Annotated in this window: 17 protein-coding genes; 15 read left to right on the forward strand and 2 right to left on the reverse strand. The window is 56.9% G+C overall.

Annotated elements, in window-relative coordinates:
* The first annotated feature begins 108 nt into the window (after positions 1 to 108).
* The 4 genes from ACMYSN_RS21340 to ACMYSN_RS21355 all read left to right on the forward strand — a co-directional run bounded on the left by ACMYSN_RS21340 (position 109) and on the right by ACMYSN_RS21355 (position 6,939).
* Positions 109 to 3,384 (forward strand): DUF5107 domain-containing protein, encoded by a 3,276-nt coding sequence (locus ACMYSN_RS21340; protein WP_462496084.1) that lies wholly within the window; start codon positions 109 to 111, stop codon positions 3,382 to 3,384.
* A gap of 70 nt (positions 3,385 to 3,454) precedes the next feature.
* Positions 3,455 to 4,891 (forward strand): sugar porter family MFS transporter, encoded by a 1,437-nt coding sequence (locus ACMYSN_RS21345; RefSeq protein WP_462496085.1) that lies wholly within the window; start codon positions 3,455 to 3,457, stop codon positions 4,889 to 4,891.
* Complete coding sequence (locus tag ACMYSN_RS21350; RefSeq protein WP_462496086.1) at positions 4,891 to 5,718, forward strand: aldose 1-epimerase; 828 nt, start codon at positions 4,891 to 4,893, stop codon at positions 5,716 to 5,718. Before ACMYSN_RS21345 ends, ACMYSN_RS21350 begins: the two co-directional genes overlap by 1 nt.
* 87 nt (positions 5,719 to 5,805) lie before the next feature.
* Entirely contained in the window at positions 5,806 to 6,939 is a 1,134-nt protein-coding gene (locus ACMYSN_RS21355) for a 3-phenylpropionate MFS transporter (protein WP_123755392.1), read from the forward strand.
* On the opposite strand, the gene csiE is transcribed toward ACMYSN_RS21355, so the two are convergent.
* Complete coding sequence (csiE, locus tag ACMYSN_RS21360; RefSeq protein ID WP_462496087.1) at positions 6,936 to 8,213, reverse strand: stationary phase inducible protein CsiE; 1,278 nt, start codon at positions 8,211 to 8,213, stop codon at positions 6,936 to 6,938. The two genes, ACMYSN_RS21355 and csiE, sit on opposite strands and share 4 nt — an antisense overlap.
* Before the next feature lie 124 nt (positions 8,214 to 8,337).
* On the opposite strand from csiE, the gene ACMYSN_RS21365 reads away from it, so the two are divergent.
* Together ACMYSN_RS21365 and ACMYSN_RS21370 are read left to right on the forward strand one after the other, a co-directional pair.
* Entirely contained in the window at positions 8,338 to 8,976 is a 639-nt protein-coding gene (locus ACMYSN_RS21365) for a DUF1007 family protein (protein ID WP_174507697.1), read from the forward strand.
* Positions 8,967 to 9,947, forward strand: a complete 981-nt coding sequence (locus tag ACMYSN_RS21370; RefSeq protein ID WP_462496088.1) for a nickel/cobalt transporter — start codon at positions 8,967 to 8,969, stop codon at positions 9,945 to 9,947. The genes ACMYSN_RS21365 and ACMYSN_RS21370 overlap by 10 nt, the downstream gene beginning before the upstream one ends.
* A gap of 42 nt (positions 9,948 to 9,989) precedes the next feature.
* On the opposite strand, the gene suhB is transcribed toward ACMYSN_RS21370, so the two are convergent.
* A complete protein-coding gene (suhB, locus tag ACMYSN_RS21375; RefSeq protein WP_462496089.1) occupies positions 9,990 to 10,793 on the reverse strand; it encodes an inositol monophosphatase in 804 nt (267 codons plus the stop codon).
* A 120-nt stretch (positions 10,794 to 10,913) separates the two neighbouring features.
* On the opposite strand from suhB, the gene trmJ reads away from it, so the two are divergent.
* The 9 genes from trmJ (at position 10,914) to iscX (ending at position 17,696) form a co-directional block, all read left to right on the forward strand.
* Positions 10,914 to 11,648 carry a tRNA (cytosine(32)/uridine(32)-2'-O)-methyltransferase TrmJ gene (trmJ, locus tag ACMYSN_RS21380; protein ID WP_462496090.1) on the forward strand — a complete coding sequence of 245 codons (735 nt, stop codon included), beginning with the start codon at positions 10,914 to 10,916 and terminating at the stop codon, positions 11,646 to 11,648.
* A gap of 208 nt (positions 11,649 to 11,856) precedes the next feature.
* Positions 11,857 to 12,348: a Fe-S cluster assembly transcriptional regulator IscR gene (gene iscR, locus ACMYSN_RS21385; protein ID WP_041146727.1), complete on the forward strand. Its 492-nt coding sequence runs from the start codon at positions 11,857 to 11,859 to the stop codon at positions 12,346 to 12,348.
* Positions 12,349 to 12,526: 178 nt separating this feature from the next.
* A complete protein-coding gene (gene iscS / locus ACMYSN_RS21390) occupies positions 12,527 to 13,741 on the forward strand; it encodes a cysteine desulfurase (protein WP_123755386.1) in 1,215 nt (404 codons plus the stop codon).
* 26 nt (positions 13,742 to 13,767) lie between these two features.
* Positions 13,768 to 14,154 (forward strand): Fe-S cluster assembly scaffold IscU, encoded by a 387-nt coding sequence (iscU, locus tag ACMYSN_RS21395; RefSeq protein WP_002913991.1) that lies wholly within the window; start codon positions 13,768 to 13,770, stop codon positions 14,152 to 14,154.
* Positions 14,155 to 14,169: 15 nt separating this feature from the next.
* On the forward strand, positions 14,170 to 14,493 hold the full coding sequence (gene iscA / locus ACMYSN_RS21400; RefSeq protein ID WP_123755385.1) for an iron-sulfur cluster assembly protein IscA: 324 nt from the start codon (positions 14,170 to 14,172) through the stop codon (positions 14,491 to 14,493).
* Positions 14,494 to 14,775: 282 nt separating this feature from the next.
* A complete protein-coding gene (gene hscB, locus ACMYSN_RS21405; protein WP_462496091.1) occupies positions 14,776 to 15,291 on the forward strand; it encodes a co-chaperone HscB in 516 nt (171 codons plus the stop codon).
* Between the two features lie 15 nt (positions 15,292 to 15,306).
* Positions 15,307 to 17,157, forward strand: coding sequence for a molecular chaperone HscA (gene hscA, locus ACMYSN_RS21410; RefSeq protein ID WP_462496092.1), 1,851 nt, complete (start codon positions 15,307 to 15,309; stop codon positions 17,155 to 17,157).
* Position 17,158: 1 nt separating this feature from the next.
* On the forward strand, positions 17,159 to 17,494 hold the full coding sequence (gene fdx, locus ACMYSN_RS21415; RefSeq protein ID WP_004866372.1) for an ISC system 2Fe-2S type ferredoxin: 336 nt from the start codon (positions 17,159 to 17,161) through the stop codon (positions 17,492 to 17,494).
* Between the two features lies 1 nt (position 17,495).
* On the forward strand, positions 17,496 to 17,696 hold the full coding sequence (gene iscX / locus ACMYSN_RS21420; protein ID WP_462496093.1) for a Fe-S cluster assembly protein IscX: 201 nt from the start codon (positions 17,496 to 17,498) through the stop codon (positions 17,694 to 17,696).
* Positions 17,697 to 17,747 lie beyond the last annotated feature (51 nt).

The raw sequence follows: 17,747 nt of genomic DNA on the forward strand, positions 1-17,747 counted from the left end.
TTAACTCCCTTAACTATATTGCGTGAGCATTGCGCATTTTAGCAGCTATATAGCGATATAAACTGCTGTCATAACATCTTTTACTTTATTTGTTTTAGTGGAGGCGTCATGTACGGTTCGGTTAAGGTCTGGCAGGAAACGATTTCATTACCGACGTGGACGACGGGTACGGAAGATCCGAATCCGATGTTCCTTGAGAAACGTGTGTATCAGGGCTCTTCCGGCAGCGTCTATCCCTACGGCGTGATTGATACGCTGACCGGCGAGCGGGAAATGCGCGAATATCAGGCACTCTGGATGGAGAATGACTTTATTCGCATCATGCTGCTGCCGGAGCTTGGGGGCCGCATTCATCGGGCGTATGACAAAGTCAAACAACGCGATTTTGTCTATTACAACGAAGTGGTTAAGCCGGCGCTGGTGGGGCTGCTTGGGCCGTGGATCTCCGGCGGCATTGAATTCAACTGGCCACAGCATCACCGTCCGACCACCTTTATGCCGGTCGATTTTTCGATCCAGCAGAGAGAAGACGGTGCGCAGACCGTATGGATGGGGGAAGCTGAGCCGATGCGCGGTTTGCAGGTCATGACCGGGTTTACGCTCTATCCTGACCGCGCGCTGATTGAAATCACCGGGAAGGTGTTTAATGGTAATTCGACGCCACGTCATTTCCTGTGGTGGGCCAACCCCGCAGTCAAAGGCGGCGATGCCCATCAGAGCGTGTTCCCACCGGATGTGACCGCGGTCTTCGACCACGGCAAGCGTGACGTCTCTGCGTTCCCGATTGCGACCGGCACCTACTACAAAGTGGACTACTCCGCAGGCGTTGATATCTCCCGCTATAAGAACGTCCCGGTGCCAACCTCCTATATGGCCGAGAAATCGGACTACGATTTTGTCGGCGCTTATCACCATGATGAGCGCGGTGGGCTGCTGCATGTCGCCGATCACCATATTTCGCCGGGTAAAAAACAGTGGAGCTGGGGCTACGGTGATTTCGGCCAGGCCTGGGACCGCAATCTGACCGATGAAAATGGTCCCTACATTGAGCTGATGACCGGCGTGTTCACCGATAACCAGCCTGACTTTACCTGGCTTGCGCCTTATGAAGAAAAGGCGTTTGTGCAAAACTTCCTTCCCTACAGCGAGTTAGGGATGGTGCAAAATGCCAACACGCAACTGGCGCTGAAGCTGGTTCGCGAATCTCAGCAGCTACAGGTCGGCGTGTATGCCATTGCGCCGCTGGAGAATATCGTGGTTGAGCTCAGCGACGACAATCAGCCGCTGTATGAAACTCAATTGTCGCTCAGGCCGGGTGAGAGCTGGCTCCAGACGCTGCCGGAAAACGGCGCCGGACGTTTGACGCTCCAGGTGAAAACCGTCGAAGGCAAGGCGCTGCTGGACTATCGGGAGCATCTGGCCCAGGAAACCCCGCTGCCCGAACCGGCCACCGCGCCAGCGCTGCCGGAAGCGCTCCACAATGGCGATGAACTCTATTTTATCGGCCAGCATCTTGAACAGTACAACCACGCAAGCCGCTATGCCGCCGACTACTATCGCCGGGCGATTGCTCTGGATCCGCAAGATTATCGCAACAACGTCGCTCTGGGGACGCTGGCGTTCAATAGCGCCGACTGGGCCTGCGCTGAACAGTGTGCCCGTGCGGCGTTGCGCCGCGCCCATCGGCTGAATAAAAACCCGCGCGATGGCGAGGCCAGTATGCTGCTGGCCAATGCCCTCGAACGGCAGGGCGATGATGCCGGTGCCTGGGATCATTATTACAAAGCGTCCTGGAGCGGCAACTGTCGCGATGGGGCCTGGTGGTCATTGGCACGCCTGGCGATGAAGCGCGGTGATATGGCCGACGCGCTGGAAAAAGTGAATATCAGCCTGCAATTCAATAGCAGTAACCATCTGGCGATGGGGCTGAAAACGCTGGCGTTGGCGCAGGTTGCGTCGATTCATGACGCGCTGGAATACAGTGCCGCCTGCCTTGAGCGCTATCCGCTGAGCTATCCGCTGCACTGCGTGCGCTGGATGATTGCGCCTGGCGATGAGGCCCGCGAGAATCTGTTACGTGTGACCGGGGGCAGAGGGATTAACGCCAGCCTGCTGGCGGGGTGGCTGTTATCGCTTGGGCAAAAAAAGGCGGCAACAGAGGTGCTCGCGCTGCTGGATAGCCAGGAGGCGCTGCCGCTGCTGTGGCGAGCCTCGTTAAGCCATGACGCGACGCAACGGGAACAATTTATCGCAGCGGCCGAAGAGTGCCATGCCCGAAAAGTTCGTTTCCCCAACATGCTCGACGAAGTCCAGATGCTGCAAGCCCTGGGCGACAGCGCCTTTGCGCAGTATCTGCTGGGCTGTTTCTGGTACAGCAAGCGGCGCTATGACGATGCGGTAGGCTGCTGGCGCAAGACGCTGGAAACATCCCCGGATTATGCACCGGCACATCGGTTGCTGGGGGTCTACGCCTGGAACAAACAGCAGGATGCGCGGCAGGCGCTGGCCTGTTTGCAACGCGCCGTCGCGCTGGAGCCAGACAACGCCCGCTTCCTCTTTGAACTTGATTTTCTTAAGAAATTACTGGGTACTCCCGTGGCTGAACGCCTGGAGACGCTGGCGGCACGTCAGGCGGTGGTAGACAAGCGCGATGATCTGACCGCTGAACTGTTAAGCCTGTGGCACATCACCGGTCATTACGCCGAAGCGGCCTCTGTGCTCAGCTCGCGGGTCTTTCACCCCTGGGAAGGGGGCGAAGGGAAGATGACCGGCCAGTACTTGCTTAATCAGCTTCACCGGACGTTATGTTCTGTTGCACAACATGAGTACCTGTCAGCGGCGCAATATCTGCAGGAGGCATTGCACTATCCCCACAACCTGGGGGAGGGGCGGCTGCCAGGGCAGACGGATAACGATATCTGGTATCTGCTGGGGTATTGCGCGGAGCAGTCCGGAGAGATGCAGCAGGCAGCGCAGTACTATCAGCGCGCTCTGCAAGGCGGCTCTACGCTGGATGCCGGGCGCTACTACAACGATCAACCCGCCGATTATCTTTTCTGGCAGGGCATGGCTTTACGTAAGTGCGGCAATACCGCCCAGGCCGAGCAGCATTTCCGCAGCTTTATCACCTGGGCGAAACAGCATCGGGATGACGTTCCGCAGGCTGACTTTTTCGCCGTCTCTCTCCCGGACCTGGTGGTCCTCGATGTATCAGCTCAGCAGCAGCATCAACAACACTGCTTGTTTATTGAAGCGCTTGGTCATCTGGGACTGGGCAACGTATCCGCCAGCCAGCAGGTGATGCAGCAGCTTCTGCACATCAATCCTGCTCATGATAAGGCGCATTTGATTCACCATGCCCTGCAAAGCGGCATTTTTTCCTGAACCTCAAACGGGCGGGCTGGTCCCGCCTGAACCCTACTGTTCCCTGCGTTTCCCTTATAGAGGAATCATTATGAATAACGCGCAGACACATCTGAAAATGGGCTACGTCTGGACTATCTGTCTGGTTGCCGCCTGCGGTGGTTTACTGTTTGGTTATGACTGGGTGGTGATTGGTGGCGCGAAGCCATTTTATGAAGCCTGGTTCTCGATTACCGACCCGGCGCAGTCCGGCTGGGCCATGAGTTCGGCGCTGGTGGGCTGCGTTTTTGGCGCGTTAATCTCGGGGTGGTGCGCCGATAAACTGGGGCGCAAGCTGCCATTAATTCTCTCTGCCGTTCTGTTCAGCGCCTCGGCGTGGGGGACGGCGCTGGCCAGCAATTTCGACATGTTTGTGTTTTACCGCATTGTGGGCGGGGTGGGCATTGGCCTGGCATCGGCGCTCAGTCCGCTGTACATCGCCGAAGTCAGCCCGGCCGAGAAAAGAGGGCGCTTTGTGGCGGTCAACCAGCTCACTATCGTGATTGGCGTACTGGCGGCCCAGTTGATCAACCTGATGATTGCTGAACCGGTGGCGACGGGAGCAACCCAGCAGATGATCGTGGAAACCTGGAACGGTCAGACCGGCTGGCGCTGGATGTTTGGTGCGGAGCTGGTGCCGGCGCTGGCGTTTCTGGTGCTGATGTTTTTTGTGCCGGAGTCCCCGCGCTGGCTGATGAAAGCCGGTAAGCCAGAGCGCGCGCGTGCCGCGCTGGAGCGTATTGGATCTGCCGATTACGCCGACAGAATATTGCGTGAAATCGCACATACCCTGGAAAAAGATAACAACAAAGTCTCCTACAGCGCCTTGCTGGCGCCACAAGTTAAACCGATCGTCATCATTGGGATGGTGCTCGCGATATTTCAGCAGTGGTGCGGGATTAACGTCATCTTTAATTACGCCCAGGAGATTTTTGCCTCGGCGGGATTTGATATCAACAGTACCCTGAAATCGATTGTCGCGACCGGGGTGGTAAACCTGGTGTTCACGATTGCCGCTCTGCCGCTGGTGGATAAAATCGGCCGCCGTAAGTTAATGCTGCTGGGGGCCAGCGGGTTGACGGTGATCTATGTGCTGATCGCCGGCGCCTATGCCATGGGCATTATGGGGTGGCCGGTATTGCTGCTGGTGCTGGCCGCGATTGCCATTTACGCCCTGACCCTGGCGCCGGTGACCTGGGTACTGCTGGCGGAAATCTTCCCTAACCGCGTCCGGGGGCTGGCGATGTCTTTGGGGACGGTGGCGCTATGGATTGCCTGCTTCCTGTTGACCTACACCTTCCCACTGCTCAATGCCGGGCTGGGGGCATCAGGTAGTTTCTTGCTGTACGGCGTGATTTGTGCTGCCGGATACCTCTACATTCTGCGCAACGTGCCGGAAACGAAGGGCATTACTTTAGAAGCGCTGGAGGAGCAGCTGGCACAGCGGCATGCCGGTGGCCAGGCGATGAAACACGAGCAGACCCGCTAATGACGCAGGCGTTGATGCTGGAAAACGCGCATCTGAGGATGCGCGTCTCAACGTTGGGCGGCAAAGTGCAAAGCCTGTTTTCGCCACGCTATCAGGCGCCGGTGCTGTATGAAAACCCGGCTGGCGGCATGTTTCCGATGCTGCCACTGGCTAATCGGGTGGCCGGAAACCGTTTTAGCTTTCAGGGGCGAGAGATCCTGCTGCCGCACCATCATGCCGATGAGCAATTCTTCCTGCACGGCGACGGCTGGCTGCTGCCATGGGAGGTGCTGGAACAGGCTGACCACTCCTGTCTGTTGCAGCTGCGCCAGCAGCACGCCTGTGGTTTTGATTACCAGGCCCGGATACGCTACGAACTGCAGCACGGGACGCTGATCGCCACGATGACGTTGGTGCATTGCGGGCAGACGCCCATGCTGTACGGCGGCGGTTTTCACCCGTTCTTCGCCTTCGAACAGCACAGTCTGGTGCAGTTCGAGGCGAGCGGCCACTGGCCGGAAGGCGCATCGCATTTGCCACTGGACTGGCGCGGCGATCTGCCAGAAGGCGGGGACTTCTCAGAGGCGACGTACGGCGAGGATCGTTGGTTGAATGTCTGCTATTCCGGCTGGAACGGTGTTGCGAACATACAGCGAAGCGTGATGTCCGTCACGATTTCATCACAAACTCCGTGGTTGATGCTGTTCCGCATGCCGGGTGAATCGTTTATCTGCCTGGAGCCGCAGAGTCATCCGGTCAATGCGCACAACATGGCGGGGCAGCCAGGTCTGGTGGTTTTAGGGCCGGGAAATAGCGTTTCATGGGGGGGGAAAATCACTGTCGATTAGGGGCTGTTTCGCGGAGGTTCTCAAAATCCCTGGCTTGCGCCGGCTATGCTTTATCGCCAGACTATCGCCTCCATTCAGGAGGGAATCATGGTTTTGCACTCCACGCGCTGGCTGGCGCTTAGTTACTTCACCTACTTTTTTAGCTACGGCATCTTCCTGCCATTCTGGAGCGTCTGGCTGGCCGGGACGGGCTTAACGCCGGAAACCATCGGCATGCTGCTGGGAGCGGGGTTGGTGGCTCGTTTCCTCGGGAGCCTGTTGATCGCCCCCAGGGTCAGCGATCCCTCCCGCCTGGTTTTCGCCCTGCGTGTTCTGGCGCTGCTGGTTCTGCTGTTTGCGCTGGCCTTTTGGGCCGGAAACCACGTCGCCTGGCTGACGTTGGTGATCGTCGGCTTCAACCTCTTTTTCTCTCCGCTGGTGCCGTTGACCGACGCGCTGGCGAACACCTGGCAAAAACAGATCACCATGGATTACGGGCGCGTGCGTCTGTGGGGATCGGTGGCTTTTGTCATTGGCTCGGCGCTGACCGGTAAGCTGGTCAGCCTGTTTGATTACCGGGCGATTCTGGTGCTGCTCAGTCTCGGGGCCGCCTCGATGCTGTTGGGGATGCTGCTGAAGCCCTCGGTGATGCCGCAAGGAGAGTCCCGTCATCAGGAAGGCGCGGGGCTGGCGGCCTGGCTGACGCTGGTGCGCCAGAGCTGGCGTTTTCTCGCCTGCGTCTGTTTGCTGCAGGGCGCGCATGCCGCCTATTACGGCTTTAGCGCTATCTACTGGCAGGAGGCCGGATACTCAGCCTCGGCCATCGGCTATTTATGGTCGTTGGGCGTCGTGGCGGAAGTGGTTATCTTTGCGCTGAGCAAAAAAGTATTCAGTCGCTTCAGCGCCCGGGAACTGCTGCTGATTTCGGCGGTGTGCGGCCTGATACGCTGGACGCTGATGGGGGCGACTACCGCGCTGCCGTGGCTAATCGTCGCGCAGATCCTGCACTGTGGGACTTTCACGGTCTGCCACCTGGCGGCGATGCGTTATATCTCCGCACGTCAGGGCAGCGAAGTGATTCGCCTGCAGGCGGTCTACTCCGCGGTGGCGATGGGCGGCAGTATTGCCATCATGACGGTGTTTGCCGGTTTCCTTTACCAGCATCTGCATCAGGGGGTGTTCTGGGTGATGGCGCTGGTGGCGCTTCCGGCGCTGGTGCTGCGGCCGAAAGCGGTCGCCTAATCCTCCAGCATCTTACAAATATGCTGCCGCTGGTGATCGCTGAAGGTCTCTTCCGCGTGAAACAGCGGCGGCGAAAACAGCGGCAGCGCGGTCGCATAGGGCGTGATGACCAGGGTCACGCCTTTCGGGGCCCCCTCTTTCTGGAAGGTATGCACGCTCTGATATTTAATGGTGAGCGGAAGCAAGGTCAGCTCGCGTAACTGCAGTTCCAGCGCCTGTTCACGGTCAGGATTATCATGGGTGAGCAGCACCACCTGCTTCTCATGCAGGTCGCTTTTTTGCATCAGCCATGCGCCGAAGATCACCGCAATTAACCCCACTTCCTCCTGATTAAAGACTATCTCATACGCGGCTTCAAACTCGCTCAGTGCCTGTTGAGTGGTGCGCATCAGGCGCGGATACAGTCGGCTAATCTCCTCCGGTAAGGCGTTATCGATGCCGATGGCGAACACGCTGCGGTTGAGCGCCTGCGACAGATGAATATACAGCTGGTCGCTGAGTCCCTGGTCGTCGCTGAACGGCCGGCCTGCCAACTGCTGGAAACGATGAATTAAGTGGGAAATCGCCAGGTGCAGCCGCCGGTCCTGATGGTGGCCATCGCGGATCGGGTCGGGGGTCTTCAGGAGCATAAACAGCAGCGTCAGAAACAGCTGTTCACCCGCGTGCGGCGAGCTGGAGACCCGGCGTTGCCAGTGGCGGACGATCTCCTGCGCCAATGTGAACTCCGCCGCTTCCTGCGCCCAGCGCTGCTGCTCGCGGGTGAAGTCTGGCGTCAGGCCCTGATGGTGCTGCAGCAGGCAATATTGCAGATACAGACACAGGAAATGCATATCCCGACAATCAAACTGCCGGTTGAGCGTGCGCGCGCAGCGATTGACCAGCGCCTGCAGGTTGGTGTCGTCATACAGCGTCCGCGCAATGCCCTGTTGTTTCAGCTGCGTTTTTAAGGCGGGCGTAAAATGGTGAGCAATAAAATGTGGGCATAAACGCAGCGCCCGCCGCAGGCCATGCAGCAGACACAGGCGTTGATCGATTACGGCGCCTTCAATCCGGTAGCTACCGTCCACCTGTGACGAGAGCGTCAATCGGTGGTAACGCTGAATTTCACGTTCCGTCTCCGTGATATCCTGCCGGGCCGTTGCTTCATCAACCTGGTTGATGTGGCTGAGCTGTTCGGGCGTCACTGACTGCCCTGGCAGGTAAAACATCAGGAGTACCTGGCTACGGCGCTGTGGACTGGAAAGCGCAGATGGTGGTTCAATGACGGTCATCATCTGGTGAGTTCCAGTTAGGGTTTTCGCTAAGAATAGCCAATGGATGAATGGAGATCAGGGCCGTTCGGCGGCTTTACGTCAGGAATGCTGGCGAAGTTCACAGAATTTTTCACGTGAGGAACGGATGAAGAGAGTGAAACAATGCACCAGTGCGGCATTTTTCATGGTTTTATCATTTAGTGTGCTAGCGCACCCGCATAGCTTCATCAGCATGAAAACGGACATTGTGACCGACAACGGGCTGCTGACCGGGTTTAAGATGCGCTGGACCATGGATGAGATCACCTCCGCAGACCTGCTGTACGATGCCGGAAAGGCGAAACCGGGGGATGAGGTCTGGAAAAGGCTGGCGGCGGAAGTGATGGCCAATGTTCTCGGCCAGCACTATTTCAGCGAGTTGTGGCATAACCAGCAGCGGGTCAAATTCGATAACCGGCCCGATGGCTATGGCCTTGAGCGCGAAGGTCATCAGGCGGTGCTGACGTTCACGATGCCGCTGGCAACTCCGCAACCCTTAGCAGGGCAAACCCTGACCTTGTCGACCTTTGATCCGACCTATTACGTTGATATGCACTATGACCACCCGAGCGACGTCACGCTGCCCGCCGCCTTACGCACGATGTGCAAGGTGAAAGTCATCACCCCGGAGCCAAATGAAAAAATGACGACGTTTGCGCTGTCGCTGGATAAAGCCGACGCGCCGCCGGAGGATATGGCGCTTGGAACCTACTTTGCTCAGAAGGTGACCCTGACATGTCAGTAATTCTTTCTCCCGCTGCCCGGGCGTCGCGTCTGCGTCAGCTGTGGCCGCTGGCGGTTTTTTTACTGCTGGCCTCCGGGGCTGGCATCTGGCTCTGGCGCGCCTGGCCGCAGGTGTTGTTGCAAAGTACCATCTGGCAGCGGGCGTTGAATGTCGAGTTGAGCCAGCTATTACAGGCCGTGGCGGATAACCCGTCAGCGGCAGGTTTTACCCTGCTGGCCTTTAGCTTTATCTATGGCGTGCTGCACGCGCTGGGGCCGGGGCACGGCAAGATTGTGATTACCACCTGGCTGGCGACGCATCCGGCGAAGCTGAAATCCAGCATTGCCCTGACGCTGGCCGCCTCGCTGCTGCAGGGCGTGGTGGCGATTGTGCTGGTGGTGGTGGTGCTGACGGTGTTGCAGTTGCCCGCAAGGCAGCTTCATCTCAGCAGCTTCTGGCTGGAGAAAGGCAGCTATCTGCTGGTCGGTGTGCTGGGCCTGCTGTTGTGCTGGCGGGCGCTGAAAAAGTTGCGGGGACTCCTGCGCCGTCCTCGGTTTACCGCGTTTACGCCTCATCACGTTCATGATGCCCACTGTGGCTGCGGGCATCAGCATATGCCGGCGCCGGAACAGCTCCAGAGCGGCGATGACTGGCGCGCACGGCTGGCGATCGTGTTGTCGATGGGGATGCGTCCCTGTTCAGGGGCGATCATGGTTCTGCTGTTTAGTAAGGTGATTGGCGTATTTAGCTGGGGCATGGCGGCGGCACTGGCAATGGCGGCGGGAACGTCACTGACCATCAGTGGACTGGCGTTGATGGTGCATGGCTTTCGTCAGCTAGCCGTGAAGCTGAGCGGGAGTAAAACGCCTCCTCTCTGGCAGCAAATTGGCTGGTCGACGCTGGCGCTCTCCGGCGGCGTCATTTTACTGGCGGCGGCGGTGGTGATGTGGAGTAGTGCGGTACCGGGCGGCGGCGGATTGCGGCCGTTTTGAAAAACAACCTCACCCCGGTGAACCGGGGTGAGGTGAGAGAGATTAACGCTTCAGCGCTTCGCTCAGTTCGTCACGCATGTTGGCCAGCATTGCTTTAACCACACGCGGGTTGCCCGCAACGATGTTGCCGGTGAGCAGGTAGTTATGACCACCGGTGAAGTCGCAAACGATCGCGCCAGCTTCGCGAGCAATCAGCTCACCAGCAGCGAAATCCCACGGCTTCAGCGCGATTTCAAAGTAACCATCAACGCGGCCAGCGGCAACGTAGGCCAGATCCAGAGCAGCAGAACCGGTGCGACGGAAGTCCGCGCATTCGGTGAACATTTTGCCCAGGATATTCATGTAAGAGGTCGCGTGCTGTTTGGCTTTGAACGGGAAGCCGGTGGCAATAATCGTGCCATCCAGATCGCGAGCGGTGCTGCCACGCAGACGATAGCCGTTGAGCTGTGCGCCCTGACCACGGGTTGCGGTGAACAGTTCGTTGCGCATTGGATCGTAAACCACCGCGACTTCAGTACGGCCTTTAATGCGTACGGCGATAGATACAGAGAAATGAGGCAGGCGTTTTACAAAATTGGTGGTGCCATCCAGCGGATCGATAATCCATTGAACATCCTGATCTTCACCTGCGTGTTCACCGCTTTCTTCGGTGATGATGGTGTGCTGCGGGTAAGATTTGCGAATGGTTTCAATAATCAGCGCTTCGGCTGCTTTATCGACGTTAGTCACAAAGTCATTGCTGCCTTTCTGGCTCGTTTCTACGGAGTCTGGGGTTTCGTAGTGCTTGGCAATTAAATTACCCGCCTTGCGCGCTGCGCGCACGGCGATGTTCAGCATCGGATGCATCGGTATCTCTCACTGGATGTTAAAGAACGGGAAAAAACGGCGCACATAGTAACAGCCAAATCTCCTTATGTCTCCGTTTTATGATAGCATGCGTGAATAATCTTTAGCCGAAGAACCATAATGCTGCAAAATATTCGAATCGTACTGGTAGAAACATCACACACTGGAAACATGGGTTCCGTTGCTCGCGCCATGAAAACCATGGGGTTAACGAACTTGTGGCTGGTCAACCCGTTGGTTAAACCTGACTCTCAGGCTATTGCCCTGGCGGCGGGTGCCAGCGATGTGATCGGCAATGCGCAGATCGTCGATACTCTCGATGAAGCGCTGGCAGGCTGTAGCCTGGTGGTCGGTACCAGTGCCCGCTCGCGTACTCTGCCGTGGCCGATGCTCGACCCGCGTGAATGCGGTCTGAAGAGCGTAGCGGAAGGGCAGCATGCGCCGGTAGCGCTGGTCTTTGGCCGCGAACGCGTCGGGCTGACCAACGATGAACTGCAGAAATGCCACTACCATGTTGCGATCGCCGCTAACCCGGAATACAGCTCGCTGAACCTGGCGATGGCCGTACAGGTTATCGCCTATGAAGTGCGGATGGCCTGGCTGGCCGCGCAGGAGCAGAATGCCCCGGCGCTAGAGCACGACGAAACGCCTTATCCGCTGGTCGATGACTTAGAGCGGTTTTACGGTCACCTCGAACAGACTCTGATTTCCACCGGTTTTATCCGCGCCACCCACCCAGGGCAGGTGATGAACAAACTGCGTCGTTTGTTTACGCGCGCACGCCCGGAAAGCCAGGAACTGAACATTCTGCGCGGCATGCTGGCGTCGATTGAGCAAAAAAACAAAGAGCAGTGATGCCGCTTTTCCGAGGGTGCACGGCATGCCCGGCAGACAAAAACGTAGGCCGCGCAAGCACATGAGCGCACGGAAGGTTAAATACCTGACTAAAACAGTCAAGTAAATAGTTGACCAATTTACTCGGGAATGTCAGACTTGCTCCTGCTATGCAATACCCATATTAATAAAAAGCCCGGGCAGGGGCGAGTTTGAGGTTAAGTAAGACATGAGACTGACATCTAAAGGGCGTTATGCTGTGACCGCGATGCTGGACGTTGCGCTCAACTCTGAATCGGGCCCGGTTCCGTTGGCTGATATTTCTGAACGTCAGGGGATCTCGCTGTCCTATCTGGAGCAGCTGTTTTCCCGTCTGCGTAAAAACGGTCTGGTTTCCAGCGTGCGTGGACCAGGCGGTGGTTATTTGTTAGGTAAAGAAGCCGGTAGCATCGCCGTAGGCGAAGTGATCAGCGCAGTAGACGAATCGGTAGACGCGACCCGTTGTCAGGGTAAAGGCGGCTGCCAGGGCGGCGATAAATGCCTGACCCACGCACTGTGGCGTGACCTGAGCGAACGTCTGACCAGCTTCCTGAATAACATCACCTTGGGTGAACTGGTCAATAACCAGGAAATCCTTGATGTTTCTGGGCGTCAGCATAGCCATGAATCCCAGCGCAACACCCGCACCCAGGACGCCATTGACGTTAAGCTGCGTGCGTAATACTCGTCTGGTTTCAACTCGTGGCCTCGGTGCTGCAAGGTGAAACGGTCAGAGTCATAAAAGATAAAATAAAGATTTCAGAATCAGGCCGGGATGCTACGGCATCCCGTGTCCCCGGCCGTACATCAAGCCGGTTGCCTGGTTCCTTGCATTGAGTGATGTACGGAGTTAAAGAGCAATGAAATTACCGATTTACCTCGATTACTCCGCAACAACGCCGGTGGACCCGCGTGTTGCCGAGAAAATGATGCAATTCCTGACCCTGGACGGGACCTTTGGTAACCCGGCCTCTCGTTCACACCGTTTCGGTTGGCAGGCTGAAGAGGCGGTTGATATCGCCCGTAATCAGATTGCTGAGCTGGTCGGTGCTGACCCGCGTGAAATCGTCTTTACCTCCGGTGCAACGGAATCCGACAACCTGGCTATTAAAGGTGCTGCTAACTTTTATCAGAAAAAAGGCAAGCACATTATTACCAGCAAAACCGAGCACAAAGCGGTGTTGGATACCTGTCGCCAGCTGGAGCGTGAAGGCTTCGAGATCACCTACCTGGCGCCACAGCGCAACGGGATTATCGATCTTAAAGAGCTGGAAGCCGCGATGCGTGACGACACTATCTTGGTGTCCATCATGCACGTGAACAACGAAATTGGCGTGGTGCAGGATATCGCTACCATCGGCGAACTGTGCCGTGCGCGTGGCATCATTTACCACGTTGACGCGACCCAGAGCGTAGGCAAACTGCCTATCGACCTGAGCCAGCTGAAAGTTGACCTGATGTCCTTCTCCGGTCACAAAATCTACGGACCTAAAGGTATTGGCGCACTGTACGTTCGTCGCAAACCGCGTATCCGCATTGAAGCGCAGATGCACGGCGGCGGTCACGAGCGTGGCATGCGTTCCGGTACTCTGCCTGTTCACCAGATCGTCGGTATGGGTGAAGCTTACCGTATCGCGAAAGAAGAGATGGAAACCGAGATGGCGCGTCTGCGCGGTCTGCGTAACCGTCTGTGGGAAGGCGTAAAAGATATGGAAGAGGTTTACCTCAACGGTGACCTTGAGCAGGGCGCGCCGAACATTCTCAACGTCAGCTTCAACTATGTTGAAGGCGAGTCGCTGATTATGGCGCTGAAAGACCTGGCCGTTTCCTCGGGTTCAGCTTGCACCTCCGCAAGTCTTGAGCCGTCCTATGTGCTTCGTGCACTGGGCATGACTGATGAACTGGCACACAGTTCTATCCGTTTCTCTTTAGGTCGATTCACTACCGAAGAAGAGATTGACTACACCATTGATCTGGTTCGTAAATCCATCGGCCGTCTGCGCGATCTGTCTCCACTGTGGGATATGTTCAAGCAGGGCGTGGATCTGAACAGCATCGAATGGTCACATCATTAATCGGTAGGGTATAAGGAGAATTCATCATGGCATATAGCGAAAAAGTTATCGATCATTACGAGAATCCACGCAACGTTGGTTCTTTCGACAACAGCGATGAGAACGTCGGCAGCGGCATGGTTGGCGCACCGGCATGTGGCGACGTCATGAAGTTGCAGATCAAAGTCAACAATGAAGGTATCATTGAAGACGCGCGCTTCAAGACCTATGGTTGCGGTTCCGCTATCGCGTCCAGCTCCCTGGTCACCGAATGGGTGAAAGGGAAATCTCTGGACGAAGCTCAGGCGATCAAGAACACCGATATCGCCGATGAACTGGAACTGCCGCCGGTGAAAATTCACTGCTCCATCCTGGCGGAAGACGCGATTAAAGCCGCGATTGCGGATTATAAAAGCAAACGTGAAGCGAAATAATTAAGAGGTTATTGTATGTCGATTACTCTTAGCGACAGTGCAGCGTCGCGAGTTAATTCCTTCCTGGCCAACCGTGGCAAAGGCTTCGGTCTGCGCTTAGGGGTCCGCACTTCTGGCTGTTCAGGTATGGCCTATGTGCTGGAGTTTGTTGACGAGCCGGCGGCAGAAGACACCGTGTTTGAAGATAAAGGCGTCAAGGTAGTGATCGACGGCAAAAGCCTGCAGTTCCTCGACGGCACTGAGCTGGACTTCGTCAAAGAAGGCCTGAACGAAGGGTTTAAATTCACTAACCCTAACGTTAAAGATGAGTGCGGTTGCGGCGAAAGCTTTAACGTGTAATCGCGTTCCGCTGTTATACCGATTAATTCGTGTTGCAGAAGGTGGTAAGCGAGCCACTCGCAGACGATGCATCTGCAACGCGAAGTAAGAAAGTATATACCCCAAATAATTCGAGTTGCTTGTAGGCGGCAAGGCCGGAAATCCCCAGGAGCTTACACAGGTAAGTGACTGGGAGGAACGGGTGCAGTCAACACCCAGGCAACTTGAAGGATGAAGGGTATAGCCCCACCGTAGTTTTGCTGCGCGTGGGGTTTGCTTTATCTCGTTAACCCTGAGGTTACTATGGACTATTTTACCCTCTTCGGGTTACCGGTCAGTTATACCCTTTCGCAAGAACAGCTGGCTGTCCGGTACCAGGATTTACAGCGCCAGTATCATCCCGACAAGTTCGCCAGCGCGAGTGCGGCCGAACAGCTCGCCTCCGTGCAGCAATCCGCCACAATCAATCAGGCATGGCAAACGCTCCGTCATCCGCTGACCCGCGCCGAATATCTCCTTTCGCTTCATGGCTACGACTTAGCCAGCGAGCAGCACACCGTACGCGATACCGCCTTCCTGATGGAACAGCTGGAGCTGCGTGAAGAGCTGGATGAGATTGAAAAGTCGCAAGATGAAGCGCGGCTGGCGGCGTTTATCAAGCGCGTGAAAGGGATGTATGACCTTCGTCATCAGCAGGTTGTTGAACAATTAAATAACGAGACGTGGGACGTGGCGGCAGATACCGTGCGTAAACTGCGTTTTCTCGATAAACTTCAGAGCGTGGCAGAACAACTCGAAGAAAAGCTGCTCGATTTTTAATTTTCGGAAGCAATTATGGCCTTATTACAAATTAGTGAGCCTGGTCTGAGCGCCGCGCCGCATCAGCGTCGTCTGGCCGCGGGGATTGACCTTGGCACCACCAATTCTCTGGTCGCTACCGTGCGTAGCGGTCAGGCCGAAACACTGCCCGATCATCAGGGGCGTTACCTCCTGCCCTCCGTGGTGAACTACCAGGCATCTGGCCAGAGCGTCGGTTACGATGCCCGGCAGAATGCCGCCCAGGATCCGGTCAATACCATCAGCTCGGTAAAACGTATGATGGGGCGTTCGCTGGCCGATATTCAGACCCGCTATCCGCATCTGCCTTACCAGCTACAGGCTAGTGAAAACGGTCTGCCGATGATCCAGACCGCCGCGGGTCTGCTCAACCCGATTCGTGTCTCTGCCGATATACTGAAAGCGCTGGCCGCCAGGGCCACCGAAGCGCTGTCCGGCGAGCTTGACGGTGTGGTCATTACTGTCCCGGCCTACTTTGACGACGCCCAGCGTCAGGGCACCAAAGACGCCGCGCGTCTGGCGGGCCTGCACGTGCTGCGTTTGCTGAACGAACCGACCGCGGCGGCGATTGCCTACGGCCTGGACTCCGGTCAGGAAGGGGTGATTGCGGTTTACGATCTTGGTGGCGGCACCTTTGATATTTCAGTGCTGCGCTTGAGCCGTGGGGTGTTTGAAGTGCTGGCCACGGGCGGCGATTCCGCGCTCGGTGGCGATGACTTTGACCACCTGCTGGCGGATTACCTGCGCGAACAGGCGGGGCTGAGCGATCGTCGCGACAACCGCCTGCAGCGCGAGCTGCTGGATGTGGCTATCGCGGCCAAAATCGCCCTCAGCGATGCCGACGTCGTCAGCGTCAGCGTGGGCGGCTGGCAAGGGGAGATTACCCGTAGCCAGTTTGATGAACTGATTGCGCCGCTGGTCAAACGGACCCTGCTGGCCTGTCGTCGTGCGCTGAAAGATGCGGGCGTGGCGGCGGAAGAGGTGCTGGAAGTGGTGATGGTCGGCGGTTCAACCCGCGTGCCGCTGGTGCGTGAGCGCGTCGGCGAGTTCTTTGGCCGTCCCCCGCTGACCACCATCGACCCGGACAAAGTGGTAGCCATTGGCGCCGCGATTCAGGCCGATATCCTGGTGGGCAACAAGCCCGACAGCGAACTGCTGCTGCTCGATGTTATCCCGCTCTCTTTAGGGCTGGAGACCATGGGCGGCCTGGTGGAAAAAGTCATCCCGCGCAATACCACCATTCCGGTGGCGCGCGCGCAGGAATTTACCACTTTCAAAGATGGTCAAACCGCGATGTCCATTCACGTGATGCAAGGCGAGCGTGAACTGGTACAGGATTGCCGCTCGCTGGCGCGTTTTGCACTGCGCGGTATTCCGGCACTTCCGGCCGGCGGCGCGCATATTCGCGTGACCTTCCAGGTGGATGCCGACGGCCTGCTGAGCGTAACCGCGATGGAGAAATCGACCGGCGTCGAAGCCTCCATTCAGGTGAAGCCATCCTATGGCCTGACCGACGGCGAAATCGCCACCATGATCAAAGATTCGATGAGTCACGCCGAACAGGATATCGAGGCGCGTATGCTGGCTGAGCAAAAAGTCGAAGCCGCACGCGTGTTAGAGAGCCTGGTCAGTGCGCTGGCCGCCGATGCCGCGCTGCTCAGCGCCGCAGAACGTCAGGCTATCGATGAGGCAATGGCGCAGTTGAGCGCGGTTGCCGCAGGTGATGATGCCGACGCCATTAAAGATGCGATTAAAAATACAGACACACAAACCCAGGAATTTGCCGCACGCCGCATGGACCAGTCGGTCCGTACTGCGCTGAAAGGCCAATCCGTGGACGAGGTTTAATATGCCAAAGATTGTTTTTCTGCCTCATCAGGACCTGTGTCCGGATGGCGTAGTTGTGGAAGCTGAGATCGGTGAGACCATTCTGGATGCGGCGTTACGTAGCGGCATCGAGATTGAACATGCTTGCGAAAAATCCTGTGCCTGCACGACCTGTCACTGCATTGTGCGTGAAGGGTTTGACTCGCTGGCGGAAAGCACGGAAGACGAAGACGACATGCTGGATAAGGCATGGGGGCTGGAACCCGATAGTCGTCTGAGCTGCCAGGCGCGCGTGACCCACGATGACCTGGTCGTCGAGATCCCGCGTTACACCATCAACCACGCACGCGAGCACTAATATGGGACTGAAATGGACCGATAGTCGTGAAATTGGTGAAGCGCTGTACGACGCTTACCCGGATCTCGACCCGAAAACCGTTCGCTTCACTGATATGCATCAGTGGATTTGCGAGCTGGAAGCGTTCGATGACAATCCAAACGCATCGAATGAAAAAATTCTTGAGGCGATTCTGCTAGTCTGGTTAGACGAAGCCGAATAATTTTCGCGTCATGCTCTACGCTGCAGAGCTCCTGCAACGCAGATCATGTAG

The sequence above is a fragment of the Klebsiella sp. R445 genome, assembly GCF_051131755.1.
In the GTDB taxonomy this organism is placed as follows: Bacteria; Pseudomonadota; Gammaproteobacteria; order Enterobacterales; family Enterobacteriaceae; genus Klebsiella; species Klebsiella lignicola.